This window comes from Paucisalibacillus algeriensis (genome assembly GCF_000577245.1).
Classification (GTDB): Bacteria; Bacillota; Bacilli; order Bacillales; family Amphibacillaceae; genus Ornithinibacillus.
In genome coordinates, this window is record NZ_CBYO010000014.1 from 132,357 (window position 1) to 149,461 (window position 17,105).

The following is a 17,105-nucleotide window of genomic DNA, read 5'->3' on the forward strand; positions in this document are numbered from 1 at the left end:
AGTGGTATGACGGTGCAAATTAAAGAATTGGTTCAAGCACAACGCAATTTTTTCTTATCAGAAGAAACGCACGATTATCGATTTCGAATTAATATGTTGCGTTCACTACGGAGTATGCTAGAAAAATATGAAAAAAGCATTTATAAGGCATTAAAACAAGATTTAAATAAATCCAATTTCGATGCCTTTACAACTGAACTTGGTTTTCTGTACAACGAAATTAAACATACAGAAAATAACTTAAAAGACTGGATGAAGGATGATCCCATAGATGCACCACTTACACATAAAGGAACCAAAAACTTTATTAGAAAAGAACCATATGGGGTTACATTAGTCATGTCACCATGGAATTATCCTTTACAGTTAGCATTAGCTCCTGCTATAGGTGCTATTGCTGCAGGTAATACAGTAGTGATTAAACCGTCCGAATATAGTCCATCAACTTCCTCACTTTTAGCAAAAATAATTGGGGAAACGTTTGATTCAAAGTTTATTGCCGTTGTGGAGGGTGCCAAGGAAATTAGTCAGGAATTATTAAACCAACGATTTGATTATATCTTTTTCACAGGTAGTACAGCCGTTGGAAAAGTAGTTATGCGTGAAGCTAGTAAATTTCTTACTCCTGTTACATTGGAACTAGGCGGAAAGAGTCCCGCAATCATTGATAAAGATGCCAATATTTCCTTAACGGCAAAACGCCTTGTTTGGGGCAAATTTACTAATGCTGGCCAAACATGTGTTGCACCTGATTATCTGTATGTACACGATCAAATAAAAGATAAACTATTAAAGGAAATGAAAAAGCAGATTAAAAAAATGTACAGTAAAAATGCACTTCAATATGATAAATTCGCGCGTATTATTAACGAGAACCACTTTAATCGTTTGTCAGCATATTTATCAAATGGAACTATTGTATATGGTGGAGATATAGACCAGGATCAATTGAAGATAGAGCCCACAATACTTGATTCGGTCACATGGGATGCCCCTGTTATGCAGGATGAAATATTTGGTCCTATATTACCTGTCCTTACTTTTAATAACATTGACGAGGTTATTACAGAGCTAAAACACCGCGAGAAACCACTGGCTCTTTATTACTTTGGTGAAAAAGAAAAAAATCAGGAAAAAGTGATGACTAGACTTTCATTTGGTGGCGGCTGTGTTAATGATACCTTATATCACCTAGCGAATCCAAATTTACCTTTTGGCGGTGTAGGTCAAAGCGGTATGGGTGGATATCATGGCAAGCATAGCTTTGATACCTTCTCCCATCACAAAAGTATCTTAAAACAAACCACTAAATTTGATATACCACTTCGTTATCCAGGTGGTGGGAAGTTAGCTTTTTCGTTAATTAAGAAGCTTATGAAGTAGAAATAATTTAGTACAAACAGTAGGACAGTCCATGGACTGTCCTACTGTTTTTAGTAACAATCTATTAAAGCAATATACGGAATTTCTCTATTATTAACAACTGTAATGAGTATTCCCGTTTTTCCAACAGACTCATAAAAATCCAGTGCCTACTAGAAGTCTAGATGCTGTTTAATTGTTGAATTACTACTAATTCTAGTACTCTATTAGATTTCTCCTAGTTTTTTACCTAAGGTCAAATCCCGTTCCGTTATCCGCTTGATGTTTTGGTCATTGTTTAGTTCCTCTCTAATCATAATATCCATCTTTATATCCTCATTTCTCACAAAAGCAGGTCTTTACTGCATGTTTATTTTCTAAAATCATCCAAAAAGTCTTTTTGAAAACTAGTTCTTGGCTGCTCCTTTACGTTTTCCTTTACCTTAATAAAGGGATTCTTCCCTAGTTTTTGCGTCAATTCCTCAATTGCAGAATATAGTTTCTCCTTTTCAGCATCTTTCTTATATGTGAATAAATCTAATTGTTGTACGATATTCTGTTTTTCTTCGACATCTTGTACAGTTATCCCAAGTAAACGAATCGGTTCCTTATTCCAATGTAATTCAAATAGTTCTAGAGCTACTTTAAGTATTTCTTCTTTTTTATCAATAAAGTTAGGTATTTTCTTACTACGGGTGATCGTTTTCCTATCATGGTAACGTATTGTAATTTGAATAGATCGTCCTGCTGCTTGCTTTCGCTTCATTCTTTTTTCAACATTTTCTGCTAAAGCTGAAAATAATCCTTTTATTTCCATTTCATCAGTCGTATCCATCGGTAATGTTTCTGAACTACCAATACTTTTAAATTCATTAACTGCATCTGGATCAACAGGTCTAAGGTCCATACCGTTTGCACGGTTCTTCAAACGTTCTCCATTTATTCCAAGAATTTGTTTTAGTCGATAAACATCCGCTTCAGCAAGTTCGCCAATGGTATTAATGTCTATCGAAATTAATTTTTCTGCTGTTTTCTTTCCTACACCATACATTTCCCCAACAGGTAATGGCCATAATTTTTCTGGAATATCACGTTTACGAAGGACCGTGATTCCCATAGGCTTTTTCATATCGGATGCCATTTTTGCTAGAAATTTATTAGGAGCAATCCCTATGCTACATGGTAGATCTAAATCATTTTTGATTTTTTGTTGTAAGGATTCAGCTAACTGTAACGTCTTATCCACTTCAACTGCATCGGTAATATCCATATATCCCTCATCAATGGAAACTGGTTCAACAAAAGGAGTAATACCATACATAATTTTAAAAATTTCACGGGATGCAGTTCGATATCGATCAAAATTAGGGCGAACAACTATTAAATCTGGGCAAAGTTTTTTTGCTTGCCAAATAGGCATAGTCGTTTTTACTCCGTTTGCTCTGGCTTCATAATTACTAGTAATAATAATTCCTCTTCGTTCTTCAGGATTACCAGCAACAGCTAAAGGTTTTCCCTTAAAAGCAGGGTTATAAGCCATCTCAACCGATGCATAAAAGCTATTCATATCTAAATGAAAAATAATACGAGCCTTATTTGCCTTCATCCAATTAGACACCTTTCCGAACAGTTGTTTCACATCTAACATCTATTATAACATAAATAAAATAGCCTTTTACCTTAGTAAAAGACTGTAATGTTATTCAATAATTAATCTAATTGCATTTGTATAGTTCTCAGATAGACGATAAATTTTTTTGTCTCCATTGTATTTATAATTGAGGAGTTATTGCCTTTTAACCAAAGGAAAAATGTTTCCCTCCCAATATCAAGCTTATATTCTGGATTAGCCATATTTACAACCTGTAACTAATATCCCTAGGTAATATATGGCCGTGAATGTTGACTGAACCAGATTCATCTTCTATTTCTAACACTATTGGTCCAGACATACCAGATCCCAATTCTAATCGATCATGATAATTGGAGTACTCCTCTATTACAGCCCAAATGTATAATTCCATCCTATTTGTATTGTATCTAAGAATCTCATATGAGTTAAAAAACTCTCCTTCACACGAAGGTGGCATTATTTCTTTGTTTAAGTATTTCTCGAGCATGAAATAATTAATTGGGATTGGAGGGCCCTATGCTAATTTATTCGACCTTGGCGAACCAAATAATATGAATAATGCAATAATGAAGCTTAACGGAAAGTAATATATGATTTTAGTACGCATACAGGACTCATCCTTTTTAATTATGTTTTCTTATACTATCATTTATGTTATTTATCAGCTTATCAGTACTTCTGTAATTTGACGCTTCGTTTAGAGAAAATATTTCAAATTTTAACATACGAAAAAAAGGCTACTCAATATTATTACAGTAGCCTTTTCATCATTATTTATTTAGTTGCTTGCAACAGCAACTTCTTGAATAATAGCTGCCACAAGTTCAGTCACCTTAACTAACTCACTAACTGGTATACGTTCATTTGTAGTATGAATTTCTTCATAACCAACAGCAAGGTTAACCGTTGGAATTCCAAAACCTGCGATAACGTTGGCGTCACTACCTCCGCCACTTTGAAGAAGTTTACTTTCTCTTCCAACAGATGCAGCTGCACGTCTGGCAACTTCTACCACTTCATCCCCTGCTTTTTGCTTAAATCCAGGGTACATTACTTTAATATCAACGATAGCTTCCCCGCCCATTTCTTTTGCGGTTGACTCGAAAGCTTCTTTCATTTTAGAAACTTGTGCTTCCATTTTTTCAGGAACAAGGGAACGGGCTTCAGCAAGAATCTCAACATGATCGACAACAATATTGGTTTGTTTTCCACCTTCAAAACGACCAATATTTGCTGTTGTCTCTTCATCGATTCGGCCTAATGGCATTTTAGCAATTGCCTTAGCAGCAATGGTAATTGCAGATATACCTTTTTCAGGAGCAACTCCAGCATGTGCTGTTTTCCCTTTGATGATCGTATTAACCTTCGCTTGTGTCGGGGCGGCCACAATAATATCGCCAACTTCCCCATTACTATCCAGTGCATATCCAAATTTAGCATGAATAGATGAAGGATCAAGTGCTTTTGCACCAACTAATCCGGACTCTTCTCCAACCGTAATAACAAATTGAACATCACCGTGTTCAATATTATTCTCTTTTAATGAACGAATTGCTTCAAACATTGCTGCTAGTCCTGCTTTGTCGTCAGAACCAAGAATAGTTGTACCATCAGATACAATGTATCCTTCTTTAATAGATGGCTTAATTCTTTTTCCAGGAACTACTGTATCCATATGAGATGTAAAATATATTGTATCTACTTCGTCTTTTGTACCCTTTAATGTACAAATTAAATTGTTTGCACCATGACCTGTTATTTCTTTTGCTTTGTCTTCTACCACTTCTAGACCTAAATCTGTAAATTTCTTTTTCAATACTTTTGCAATTTCTGCCTCAAAACCTGTCTCAGAATCTACCTGAACAAGTTCCATAAACTCATTTACTAGTCTCTCTTGATTTACCATCTGTCTAGCCTCCTATGTTAAAGAGGAATATTCCCATGCTTCTTTTTAGGACGATCCTCTTGTTTAGATGCGAGCATTTCTAATCCTTGGATTAGCTTAATTCTTGTTTCTCTTGGATCAATAACATCATCAACCATCCCTAACTTAGCCGCAACATAAGGATTGGCAAACTTATCACGATATGTATTAATTTTTTCTTGTCGTGTACGTTCAGGATCCTCACTCGCAGCAATTTCTTTAGCAAAGATGATATTGGCTGCACCTTCTGGACCCATTACGGCAATTTCCGCATTTGGCCATGCAAATACTAAATCGGCTCCAATCGACTTACTGTTTAAGGCCACATACGCTCCACCATATGCCTTACGTACAATAACGGTTAGTTTGGGAACAGTTGCTTCTGAATATGCATATAAAATTTTAGCTCCATGACGTATGATACCACCATGTTCTTGTTTTATGCCAGGAAAGAAACCTGTGACATCTTCAAAGGTTATGATTGGGATATTAAAACAGTCGCAAAAACGAATAAATCGAGCTGCTTTATCACTGGAATCAATATCTAATCCACCAGCTAGATGCTTTGGTTGATTACATACTAGTCCCACTGTCTGTCCCTCTATTCTAGCAAATCCAATTACAATATTTTTAGCAAAATCAGCATGAATTTCATAAAAGGACTCTTCATCTACTACTTGAGAAATTACCTGCTTCATATCATATGGGCGAGTAGAGTCAAAAGGAACAATATCAACTAACTCAGGACGATAGTTTCTAAGCTCATCTTCTTGGTACTCTCTCACAACAGGCTTTTCACTATTATTATCTGGTAGATAATATAGTAGTTTTTTTACATGATCTAGTGCTTCCTCTTCATTTTCTGCTTTAAAGTGAGCATTTCCACTTTTACTATTATGAATATATGCGCCGCCAAGGTCCTCTGAAGTTATTTTTTCACCGGTAACCGTTTCTATAACCTTCGGACCCGTAATAAACATTTGTGACGTTTTCTCCACCATAATTACAAAATCTGTTATTGCTGGAGAATAAACTGCCCCCCCTGCACTTGGACCCATAATAACAGAAATTTGAGGTATAAATCCCGAGTAAATCGAATTACGGTAAAAAACTTGCCCATACCCATCTAATGACGAAACCCCTTCTTGAATCCTAGCGCCACCCGAATCATTTAATCCGATAAAAGGAACACCATTTTTAGCTGCTAAATCCATTACTGCAGCAATTTTTTTACCGTGCATTTCACCAAGAGCTCCACCATACAGCGTAAAATCCTGGGCAAATAAGTAAACAGGACGTCCGTTAATTTTTCCGAATCCAGTAACAACACCATCTCCTGCCCCATTTGAACCATTCATATTAAAATCTGTTCCACGATTTTCGATAAACGTATTTAATTCTACAAAGCTTCCATCATCGAGTAAGTAATCAATTCTTTCTCTAGCAGTCCACTTTCCCTTAGCATGTTGCTTTTCGATTCGATCATCTCCACCACCGCGTTCAGCTAATCTTCTTTTATCATAGAGTTCATTAATTTTATCAAACATATCCACCATGTTTACTCGCCCCCCGCTTCTTCACATAGTTCAAAGAGGACACCTTGTGTTGATTTAGGATGCATAAAAGCTATTTGCGACCGGTGAGCACCTGTTTTGGGTTCCGGATTGATGAATTCAATACCGTTTTTAGATAAACTTCTCATCCTCGCTTCTATATCCTCTACATCTAGCGCTATATGATGGATACCTTCTCCTCTTTTCACGATAAATTTGTGGATTGGAGAGTTATCTGTGGTTGCCTCAAGTAGTTCAAAGCGACTATCTCCGATTTTTAGGAATGCCACTTTAACACTTTCAGAATCTATTTCCTCTATCCCCTCTAATTCTAGGCCTAATATTTTGGTGTAAAATGGGAGTGACTGTTCAATTGACTTAACTGCAATACCAATATGTGATATTTTTTTCGTTACTTCCCCTTCCATAGGACCAACTAATGTTACGATATAGTTTGCTAGTTCTTCAATGGAAGACCCACTAGTAAATATTTTCTTAACACCTTGTTCCTCCAAAAATGAAATATCCTCAGAAGGAATTACACCTCCACCGATTACTGGTATATCACCAGCGTTTAATGATTTCAATTCCTCTACTACTTTTGGGAATAGGGTTCGATGTGCCCCGGATAAGGAAGACAAGCCTACTACATCTACATCCTCCTGAATTGCTGCTTTTGCAATTTGTGCTGGGGATTGCCTTAATCCTGTATACACAACTTCCATTCCATGGTCTCTGAGTCCCTGTGCAATTACTAATGCGCCTCTATCGTGTCCATCAAGACCTGGTTTGGCAATTAATACTCTAATTTTCGCCATTATATGTTCTCCTCCCAAATAGTAAATATTAGATGCCATATTCCCCAAATTCTTTACGAAGAACATTACAAATTTCCCCAACAGAAGCATAGGCTTTCACGGCATTTAAAATATATGGCATCAAGTTCTCTTCTGGTTTTTTTGCTGCCCATCCTAGTTGCTTTAAGGTACTAACAACCATCTCGTTATCACGATCGTGTCTGATTTCTTGTAATGAGGCTTTTTGCTGACGTTCTAAAGCTTCGTCAACTTTTAATAGTTCCGGATTAACCTCTTCATCAATTTTATATTTGTTTAGGCCAACGATAATTTCTTCTTCTTTTTCAATTCGCAGTTGCGTTTCATATGCTGTACGATGAATTTCTCGTTGCATGAATCCCTCTTCGATAGCGGTTACTGACCCACCTAGCTCATTTATCTGGTCTAAATAAGCTTCCATTTCTTCCTCTATTTTATCTGTCAAAGCCTCAACAAAATATGATCCACCTAATGGATCGACCGTATCTGCAACTCCACTTTCATTAGCAATAATTTGTTGGGTACGCAATGCAATTCGCGCAGATTCCTCTGTTGGTAATGCCAATGCTTCATCTCTAGAGTTCGTGTGTAAGCTTTGTGTGCCTCCTAGAACGGCTGCTAATGCCTGCATGGTAACCCTTACAATATTGTTATCAGGTTGTTGGGCAGTTAAGGTAGATCCCCCTGTTTGAGTATGAAATCGTAATTTCCAGCTTTTGGGATTTTTAGCTTGATAATGTTCCTTCATTATTTTTGCCCACACTCTTCTCGCTGCTCTAAACTTAGCAATCTCTTCAAAGAAATTATTATGAGCGTTAAAGAAGAATGCTAGTCTAGGCGCAAACGCATCGACGTCTAACCCCGCTTCGATAGCCGCATCTACATAAGCCATCCCATTGGCAATAGTAAATGCCGCTTCTTGCACCGCGGTAGATCCCGCTTCACGGATATGATAACCGGAAATACTTATTGTGTTAAATTTTGGGACATGTTCCCCACAATATTCAAAAATATTCGTTATCAATCTCATAGACGGCTTGGGTGGAAATATATAAGTTCCCCTAGCAATGTATTCTTTTAAAATATCATTTTGAATAGTACCTGTTAATTTCCCCTTCTCAACACCTTGCTTCTCACCAACAGCAATATACATAGCAAGCAATACCGATGCAGGTGCATTAATAGTCATTGATGTACTAACTTTATCTAATGGTATTTTATCTAACAATGCCTCCATATCATGTAATGTGTCAATAGCTACACCGACTCTTCCAACTTCACCTTCTGCCATCATATCATCAGAGTCATAACCAATCTGAGTAGGTAAGTCAAATGCAACAGATAGTCCCGTTTGTCCTTGTTCTAATAAATACCGAAATCGTTTATTGGTTTCTATTGCCGAACCAAATCCAGCATATTGACGCATTGTCCAGTACTTGCTTCGGTACATGGTTGGCTGTATTCCCCGAGTATAGGGATATTCACCGGGAAAACCTAGTTTTTCATAATAATCATTATCATTTTCAGGATAGTAAAGTCGTTCCACATCAATTTCCGAACTAGTTTGAAAGGAGCTTTTTCGTTCAGGGAAGCGTTTTATATTATTATCAACCGATTCCTTCCATTTCTTTTCTATATCCTTTTGATCAATTTTCATTCTTATTCCCCCATTCAGTTAATAGATTGACAATGACACCGCTTGCAATAAGGTAAATATTAGGAAAATTTATTATAAAAAAATTATAACTTAAATATTATACTTGTCCAAATCTTATTTTAACGTTAAAATATATAGAGCATATGGGATTTAAGGAGGACTTAAGAATGGCTGCAAAGCAAACTACTAAACCTGCTCCAAGAAGAAAGTCAAAGCGCGAAAGACGTATGAAATTGGCAATTTATATTATGATTATTGCAATGGTAGTATCTTCCATTACTTATGGTCTAGCGCTATTTGTGAATATGTAATAATGTGTGATAAGACTCCGATTACATAATTTTGTAATCGCAGTCTTTTTTATATCTAGTTTTTGTTACTAGTGTGAGTTCCATCCTTATTTATGTTGGACGACGTATAAGACTTACGTCGCTTTTTTTGTAATGTTTTTTAATGATTAGATAGTTTTCTATTTCATGTAATAAACGGAATAAATTTGCCCTTGTTTCAAATTCCTCATACGTAGTTGGTAAATCTTCTTGGTTAAATTCATCCTTTAACTCTTTTAGTTTTTCTAAAAAAACGATAGCAGTATTTTCTGGATGTACAAACTCTGCCAACTCTTCAAAAAAGGTAGCAATTTTTACTGATATCTCATCTCGATTAGGTAATTTAGTAACTAAAGGAAGCATTTTTCGTAATAAATCTAGTTGCTCATTTCTCATTATGAAATAGTCAAAATACGCATGTTTAGATCTTAATAGATGGTTTTCTCTGTCAATCTCTGCCATTACAATCGTTTCCTGTAACATCTCTTCTGATTCTCTTAATTCTTTCCCATCCCATACTGTATTCTTATCCCGTATATATAATGCTATTTCCTTTAAAATTATCTGGAAGTTATCTTCAAGTTTCTTTTGATATAGCCTTAATTTTCGATCATTCCCAGGCATATATAAGTTAACTAAAAGTCCAGTACCAATCCCAATAATAATGATAAGGAATTGTTCAAACAAAAAGTGTATAGGTATATCACCAGCGCCATAAAAACTTAGCGTGATAACTGAACTAGTTGCAATACCAGGAGTTACTTTTAATAAAACGGTAACCGGTATAAATAAAATAAACATTATTGCTAAAACAATGGGATGATAGCCAAGAAATTCAAAAAATACAAATGAGAAAATACTCGCGATCACACAAGCAAGCAACCGATGCCATGCACTTAATACCGATTGTTTTCGTGATGGTTTTATTGTGAGTATCGTTAAAATCCCTGCAGAAGTGAAATTTGCCAGTCCTAGTGTTTGAGCAATCACGATTGCGATTGGTGTGCCGATTGCAGTTTTGATGGTCCGATACCCGATTTTCACCTTGTTTTCTCCTCTATAAGAAATAAGGCTGGCCTGATGTGTAGGACAGCCTCATTTAAATCACTTATTATACTTCTTCACAATGTTGATTAAAAATATCCTGGAGCTTAGTCATAACTTCCATTGCACTATGACCTTCAATATCATGGCGCTCAAGCATCGTAACAATTTTACCATCCTTTAAAAACGCAAAAGATGGTGATGATGGTGGATAACCCTCAAAATATGTACGTGCTTTTTCAGTTGCCTCACGATCTTGACCAGCAAACACTGTAACTAAGTGATCCGGACGTTTATCAAAGTGAATTGCATTCGCTGCAGCAGGACGTGCTACTCCTCCAGCACAACCACATGTTGAGTTTATCATAACTAGTGTTGTACCTTCTCTATTCAGAGCAGTATCAACATCTTCCTCAGTACGAAGCTCCTCAAAACCCGCTTCTGTTATATCCTTACGTGCAGCATCAACAATATCATTCATGAATAGGTTGAAATCCATATAAGCACCCCTTATGTTAGTTTAATCCTACCTAACACCTAGGTTATCAAGTTTGGTAGCAAATTTCAATTTATAGAGCTTGTTTTAGTAAACTTGAACTGTTTTTTCATTCATATTTTCTAATATTTCTTTCACATAAGCTAAGAATTGGCCACAAACTAACCCATCAAGGATACGGTGATCAAGTGATAAACATAGATTAACTATGTCTCTTGCAGCAAACATGTTATCAATGATGACTGGTTTTTTCACAATTGATTCAACTTGCAAGATAGCCGCTTGAGGATAGTTAATTACCCCCATTGACTGGACGGAACCAAATGAACCAGTATTATTAACGGTGAAGGTTCCACCTTGCATATCATCAGCCGAAAGCTTATTTGTACGGGCTTTCAGTGCAAGTTCGTTTATTTCTCTAGCAATTCCTTTAATACTTTTTTCATCTGCATGCTTGATTACAGGAACAAAAAGCTCTTGGTCCTTGGCTACAGCAATGGAAAGGTTAATATCCTTACGTTGGATTATTTTATCCCCTGCCCACGTGCTGTTCAATTGAGGGAAATTCTTAAGAGCCTGCGCAACTGCTTTCACAAAGAATGCAAAGTACGTTAGGTTGTAGCCCTCATTTTTCTTAAACTCATTCTTCAATTTATTACGGTAGCTGACTAAATCAGTCACATCTACTTCTACCATCATCCAAGCATGTGGAATTTCCGTTTTCGAACGTACCATATTTTGAGCGATAATTTTACGAATACCTGTAACCGGAATTTCGATATCGCCAATTTGTGTTTTAGGTTGTTGACCAGGTGGTACAGGTTTAGCAGCTTTTGGTTGTGCTTTTTCTTTATTTACTATTGGAGTGCTTGATTCAGATGTAGATGGAATTTGTCCTGTAGCAATCACTTGCTCGATATCTTTACGAGTAATCCTTCCACCACGACCAGTACCAGTAACACGCTCTAAATCTATGTTATTTTCCTGTGCTAGTCTTAGAACAGCAGGAGAATAGCGCTTCTTCATAGATTCATCAGAAGAGTCTGCTTGTGATGAAGTGACTTCATTTGTTTCTGTATTCTCAGTAGCGGGTACCTCTACAGTTCCACTAGCTTCCGTTTCGACATAGCAAATAAGCTCACCAACTGCAACTGTTTCTCCTTCTGGTACAACAATTTCTTTAATTGTTCCAGTAAAAGAAGAAGGAACCTCAGCATTTACTTTATCTGTCATTACTTCAGCAATTGGATCATATTTGTTAACCTGGTCACCTGCTTTTACTAGCCAAGAACTAATTGTACCCTCTGTTACACTTTCCCCCAGCTGGGGCATTGTTATTTTTTCAGCTGCCATCTATATCCCTCCTATCTATTAAAATTCTGCCAGCTCACGCATCGCTTTTTCTATTTTATCTGGGTTCATCATAAAGAATTTTTCCATTGTCGGTGCGTATGGCATTGCAGGAACGTCAGGACCAGCAAGTCTTTGAACTGGAGCGTCTAAATCAAATAAACAATTCTCTGCAATAATTGCAGCAACTTCACCAATAATGCTACCTTCTTTATTATCTTCCGTCACAAGTAGTACTTTACCAGTTTTCTTAGCCGCTTCTATGATTGCTTCCTTGTCTAGAGGGTAAACAGTACGTAGATCAAGTATATGAGCTTCAATCCCCTCTTCTGCAAGTTTTTCAGCCGCCTGTAATGCAAAGTGAACACATAACCCATATGTAATGATAGTAATATCTGAACCTTCTCGTTTCACATCTGCCTTTCCAATAGGTAGAACGTAATCCTCATCAGGCACTTCACCTTTTAATAGACGGTATGCACGTTTATGTTCAAAAAATAATACTGGATCATTGTCTCTAATAGCTGCTTTTAATAAACCTTTCACATCATAAGGTGTAGAAGGCATGACAATTTTAAGGCCTGGTTGATTCGCAAATACAGCCTCAACTGACTGCGAGTGATATAATGCTCCATGAACTCCACCACCATATGGTGCACGAATAACAATTGGACAATTCCAATCATTATTGGAACGGTAACGAATTTTTGCTGCTTCAGAAATAATCTGGTTTACTGCTGGCATAATAAAATCAGCAAACTGCATTTCAGCAACAGGGCGCATGCCGTACATTGCTGCACCAATTCCCACACCAGCAATTGCAGATTCCGCAAGCGGTGTATCTAGGACACGATACTCCCCGAATTCATTATATAATCCTTCAGTAGCTTTAAAAACGCCACCTTTTTTCCCGACGTCTTCCCCAAGCACAAATACTTTCTCATCACGCTGCATTTCCTCACGTAAAGCAGTAGTAACAGCTTGTATATATGACATTACGGTCATGTTTTTCCCTCCCTACTCTTCATATACATACTTTAATGCATCTTCTGGTTCTGCATATGGAGCGTTCTCTGCATAATCAGTTGCTTCATTAACAATATTAACAATATCATTCGTAATCTGTACTTCTATTTCATCCGTTAAAATACCTAATTCTTTTAGGTAGGTTGCAAATGTAAAAATAGAATCCAGCTTTTTAGCAGCCTCTACTTCTTCTTTATCACGATATGCACGGTCATCATCATCACTTGAGTGAGCGGTCAATCGATAAGAAACTGCCTCAACAAGAGTTGGTCCTTCGCCATTAAGAGCCCTTTCTCGAGCTTCCTTTACTATTTTATAAACTTCTAATGGATCATTTCCATCTACTGTAAACCCTGGCATCCCGTAGCCTAATGCTCTATCAGAAACCTTTTCATTGCCTAGTTGTTTATTACTAGGTACCGAAATAGCATACTTATTATTCTCAACCATCGTTATAACAGGTAGTTTATGAACACCTGCAAAGTTTAATCCTTCATGGAAATCACCTTGGTTAGATGAACCTTCTCCCAATGTAACAAATGAAACTAGGTTCTTTTTCTCCATTTTAGCTGCGAGTGCAACTCCAACAGCATGTGGAACCTGTGTTGTTACTGGTGACGATCCCGTTAATATTCGATTCTTCTTTTGCCCAAAGTGACTTGGCATTTGACGACCACCTGAGTTTGGATCCTCTGCTTTTGCAAAAGCAGAAAGCATTAACTCACGTGCAGTCATACCAAACGCAAGTACAACTCCCATGTCGCGATAATACGGAGCAACATAATCTTCCGTTCTGTTTAATGCAAATGAAGCCCCAACCTGAGCAGCTTCTTGACCTTGACATGATATAACAAAAGGAATTTTACCTGCGCGGTTTAATAACCACATTCTTTCATCTAGTTTCCTAGCAAGTAGCATTGTTTTATACATTTCCAATACTTCCTCATTGGATAGTCCAAGTTCCTCATGACGATTTGTAGCCATATATGGTCCCTCCCTTAACAAATTTACATTCTGGCATTATCCGTGTATTTGTAGCCCTTCTATTGCAAGTGCTGCTTCACCCATAATCTCCGATAATGTTGGATGTGGGTGTACACTTTGTGCAATTTCCCATGGAGTGGCATCTAATAATTTCGCTAGCCCTGCTTCTGATATCATATCTGTTACATGTGGACCTACCATATGTACACCAAGAAGGTCTTCATTTTCCTTATTCATAATTATCTTAACAAAACCATCTGTTTCTCCGTGAACTAAAGCTTTACCGATTGCTTTAAACGGGAATTTTCCAACTTTAATATCAAAACCTTTTTCCTTTGCTTGTATCTCCGTAAGCCCAACACTAGCAGCTTCTGGGTTGGAATAAATGCAAGCAGGTATATTATCATAATTTAACGGCTCAGGTTTAAGTCCACTCATATGCTCCACTGCTACTATTCCTTCATGGGATGCTACATGTGCTAATTGCATTCCGCCTATTACATCTCCAATAGCATATATATGAGCTTCTTTTGTTTGGTAGAATTCAGAAGTTTTAATAACACCTTTATCCACAACAATATCTGTATTCTCTAATCCAATATTCATTGTGTTTGCATTTCTTCCAACGGAAACTAGTATTTTATCGGCAGAAAATGCCTTTTTTGCATTACCAATCTCAGCTTCAATTGTAGCGCCATTTTCCTTCTGAAGGGTATCCGGTAGAACTTTTGCTTCTTTTACAAAAGTTATACCTTTGCGTATTAATTGTTTCTCGACTTCCCAAGCGATATCTCGGTCCTCTGTTGGCAAAATTTGATCTAGATATTCTATAACGGTAACTTCAACACCAAAGTCAGCTAACATGGAGGCCCATTCAATCCCTATAACACCTCCACCAACAATAATGATGGACTTAGGTAGGGTTTCCATTTGCAATGCCTCATCTGAGCTCATAACATATGTTCCATCAATTTCAAGACCTGGTAAAGTTCTTGGAGAAGAACCTGTTGCAATTAAGACATTCTTTGGTACTAACATCGTGTTCTCGTCTCCATTTGCATATTCAATTGAGATTGTTCCTGGGAGTGGCGAAAAAATACTTGGTCCAAGAATTCTACCGAAACCTTGAAAAACATCAATTTTCCCTTTTTTCATGAGGGCCACTACACCTTTGTGAAGTGTATCAATTATCCCACTTTTTCTTTCTTGAACCTTTGTGAAATCTAATTCTACTTTACCTGTTGAAATTCCGAATTCTTCACTATTATTCGTCTGTCTAAATACTTCAGCACTCCTTAATAATGACTTAGATGGTATACATCCTCTATGGAGACAAGTTCCACCTAGTTTTTCCTTTTCAACAATGGCCACTTTCATTCCCAGCTGAGAGGCACGGATTGCAGCAACATAACCACCGGTTCCGCCTCCAAGTACTACTAAATCATATTCCTCTGCCATTATTACCTCCCCCTCACCTTCTGCTTAATGTATGATGCCCGTTTAATAAAAATTGACCTCTCGATTTTCTTACTGACTCAATTCGTTCCTCAGCCATTCTATCTGCAGCTAGGTATGTAGGAATATTATCCCGCCTCGATATGTCAAAAACTTTACGTAGATTATCGTAAATAGTTTCTACTTTTTTCATTGCTCTTGCTTGATTATATCCATTCAGTTCATCCGCAACATTGATTACACCGCCCGCATTGATTACATAGTCAGGAGCATAAACAATCCCCTTTTCATATAGTATATCGCCATGTTCTGTTGTCTTAAGTTGATTATTCGCAGACCCAGCAACAACTTTTGCTTTCAAACGAGAAATTGTGTCATCATTTATTGTAGCACCTAATGCACAAGGAGCATATATATCACAATCCACATCATAAATATCATTTGGATCGACAGCTTTTGCATCGAAGGCTTCAACTGCGCGATTTGCAGCTGCCATATTGATATCTGTTACGACTAATTTAGCGCCTTCTTTATGTAAGTATTCGCACAACGCATAAGCAACATTACCAACCCCTTGTACTGCAACGGTCTTACCTTCCAATGAATCATCACCAAACGCCTCTAGTGCAGCAGCTTTAATTCCTCTATAGACACCATAGGCAGTTACTGGTGATGGATTCCCTGACGACCCAGAGGTTTCCGGAGAAATTCCAGTAACAAAATCAGTTTCCTGGTGGATTATATCCATATCCTCTTCCGTTGTTCCTACATCTTCAGCTGTTATATATCGTCCGTTTAAACCTTGTATGTACCTTCCAAACGCACGAAACATTTCAGGATTTTTATCTTTCCTTGGATCTCCAATAATGACCGTTTTCCCACCGCCCAAATTCAATCCCGCAGCGGCATTTTTATATGTCATGCCTCTAGCTAAGCGTAGTGCGTCTATAATAGCGTCTTCCTCTGAAGCATATGTCCACATTCTAGTACCACCAAGCGCTGGACCTAATGTTGTGTCGTGAATTGCAATAATTGCTTTTAAGCCAGAATTTTTATCTTGGCAAAAGACTAGTTGTTCATAATCATACGCTTCCATACTTTTGAAAATTTCCATTCCTTTTCCTCCTCATACACAGAAATATTCTTTATTATAAACTCTTACCGAAAAACAGCAGGAGCTATCAATAACATTTTCGCATGACGTTAAATAACTAACTAATAAAACTAGTTTAATTCTCATTCTATACTATTATAATACAAAATAACTACAAACAGGAAATGAAAGCGCTTTAATTATTAAATATTTAAAAAATGTTTTTTAAATATTTAAAATTATAGTGCTTTATTGAAATTTCATATGTTGCGAAGTACTCTACTTTTCTATCATACGTTATGATTGGAATTATGGCAAATCAAAATTTTTTATCTATCTTTTACCTTTTGGTATGAGCTATAC

At 37.0% G+C, this 17,105-nt stretch carries 14 protein-coding genes; 2 read left to right on the forward strand and 12 right to left on the reverse strand.

Translation table 11 applies throughout. The features are described from left to right. Positions 1-6: 6 nt before the first annotated feature. On the forward strand, positions 7-1,383 hold the full coding sequence (locus TY11_RS10245; RefSeq protein ID WP_042145822.1) for an aldehyde dehydrogenase: 1,377 nt from the start codon (positions 7-9) through the stop codon (positions 1,381-1,383). A 349-nt stretch (positions 1,384-1,732) separates the two neighbouring features. Here TY11_RS10245 and TY11_RS10250 read toward each other — a convergent pair whose 3' ends face one another. The 5 genes from TY11_RS10250 to TY11_RS10270 form a co-directional block, all read right to left on the reverse strand. Continuing rightward, positions 1,733-2,968: a DNA polymerase IV gene (locus TY11_RS10250; RefSeq protein WP_042145825.1), complete on the reverse strand. Its 1,236-nt coding sequence runs from the start codon at positions 2,966-2,968 to the stop codon at positions 1,733-1,735. A gap of 805 nt (positions 2,969-3,773) precedes the next feature. Further along, positions 3,774-4,901 carry a M20/M25/M40 family metallo-hydrolase gene (locus TY11_RS10255; RefSeq protein ID WP_042145829.1) on the reverse strand — a complete coding sequence of 376 codons (1,128 nt, stop codon included), beginning with the start codon at positions 4,899-4,901 and terminating at the stop codon, positions 3,774-3,776. A 17-nt stretch (positions 4,902-4,918) separates the two neighbouring features. After that, a complete protein-coding gene (locus tag TY11_RS10260) occupies positions 4,919-6,472 on the reverse strand; it encodes an acyl-CoA carboxylase subunit beta (protein WP_197025087.1) in 1,554 nt (517 codons plus the stop codon). A gap of 5 nt (positions 6,473-6,477) precedes the next feature. Then, positions 6,478-7,290 carry a methylmalonyl-CoA epimerase gene (gene mce / locus TY11_RS10265; protein WP_042145833.1) on the reverse strand — a complete coding sequence of 271 codons (813 nt, stop codon included), beginning with the start codon at positions 7,288-7,290 and terminating at the stop codon, positions 6,478-6,480. Between the two features lie 28 nt (positions 7,291-7,318). Beyond that, positions 7,319-8,965 (reverse strand): acyl-CoA mutase large subunit family protein, encoded by a 1,647-nt coding sequence (locus tag TY11_RS10270; RefSeq protein WP_042145835.1) that lies wholly within the window; start codon positions 8,963-8,965, stop codon positions 7,319-7,321. Positions 8,966-9,132: 167 nt separating this feature from the next. Between TY11_RS10270 and prli42 the strand changes: the two genes are divergently transcribed. After that, positions 9,133-9,276, forward strand: coding sequence for a stressosome-associated protein Prli42 (prli42, locus tag TY11_RS20420; protein WP_155982694.1), 144 nt, complete (start codon positions 9,133-9,135; stop codon positions 9,274-9,276). 90 nt (positions 9,277-9,366) lie between these two features. Here prli42 and TY11_RS10275 read toward each other — a convergent pair whose 3' ends face one another. From TY11_RS10275 to bcd, 7 genes are all read right to left on the reverse strand, one after another. Beyond that, entirely contained in the window at positions 9,367-10,338 is a 972-nt protein-coding gene (locus TY11_RS10275; RefSeq protein WP_042145837.1) for an aromatic acid exporter family protein, read from the reverse strand. Between the two features lie 67 nt (positions 10,339-10,405). Further along, a complete protein-coding gene (locus tag TY11_RS10280; protein WP_042145839.1) occupies positions 10,406-10,837 on the reverse strand; it encodes a BrxA/BrxB family bacilliredoxin in 432 nt (143 codons plus the stop codon). Between the two features lie 84 nt (positions 10,838-10,921). Continuing rightward, positions 10,922-12,187 (reverse strand): dihydrolipoamide acetyltransferase family protein, encoded by a 1,266-nt coding sequence (locus TY11_RS10285; protein ID WP_042145840.1) that lies wholly within the window; start codon positions 12,185-12,187, stop codon positions 10,922-10,924. Between the two features lie 18 nt (positions 12,188-12,205). Next, positions 12,206-13,189: an alpha-ketoacid dehydrogenase subunit beta gene (locus TY11_RS10290; RefSeq protein ID WP_042145843.1), complete on the reverse strand. Its 984-nt coding sequence runs from the start codon at positions 13,187-13,189 to the stop codon at positions 12,206-12,208. A 12-nt stretch (positions 13,190-13,201) separates the two neighbouring features. Next, positions 13,202-14,194: a thiamine pyrophosphate-dependent dehydrogenase E1 component subunit alpha gene (locus tag TY11_RS10295; RefSeq protein WP_042145844.1), complete on the reverse strand. Its 993-nt coding sequence runs from the start codon at positions 14,192-14,194 to the stop codon at positions 13,202-13,204. 36 nt (positions 14,195-14,230) lie between these two features. Further along, positions 14,231-15,652, reverse strand: a complete 1,422-nt coding sequence (gene lpdA / locus TY11_RS10300) for a dihydrolipoyl dehydrogenase (RefSeq protein WP_042145846.1) — start codon at positions 15,650-15,652, stop codon at positions 14,231-14,233. A gap of 13 nt (positions 15,653-15,665) precedes the next feature. Beyond that, complete coding sequence (gene bcd, locus TY11_RS10305) at positions 15,666-16,763, reverse strand: branched-chain amino acid dehydrogenase (RefSeq protein ID WP_042145849.1); 1,098 nt, start codon at positions 16,761-16,763, stop codon at positions 15,666-15,668. Positions 16,764-17,105 lie beyond the last annotated feature (342 nt).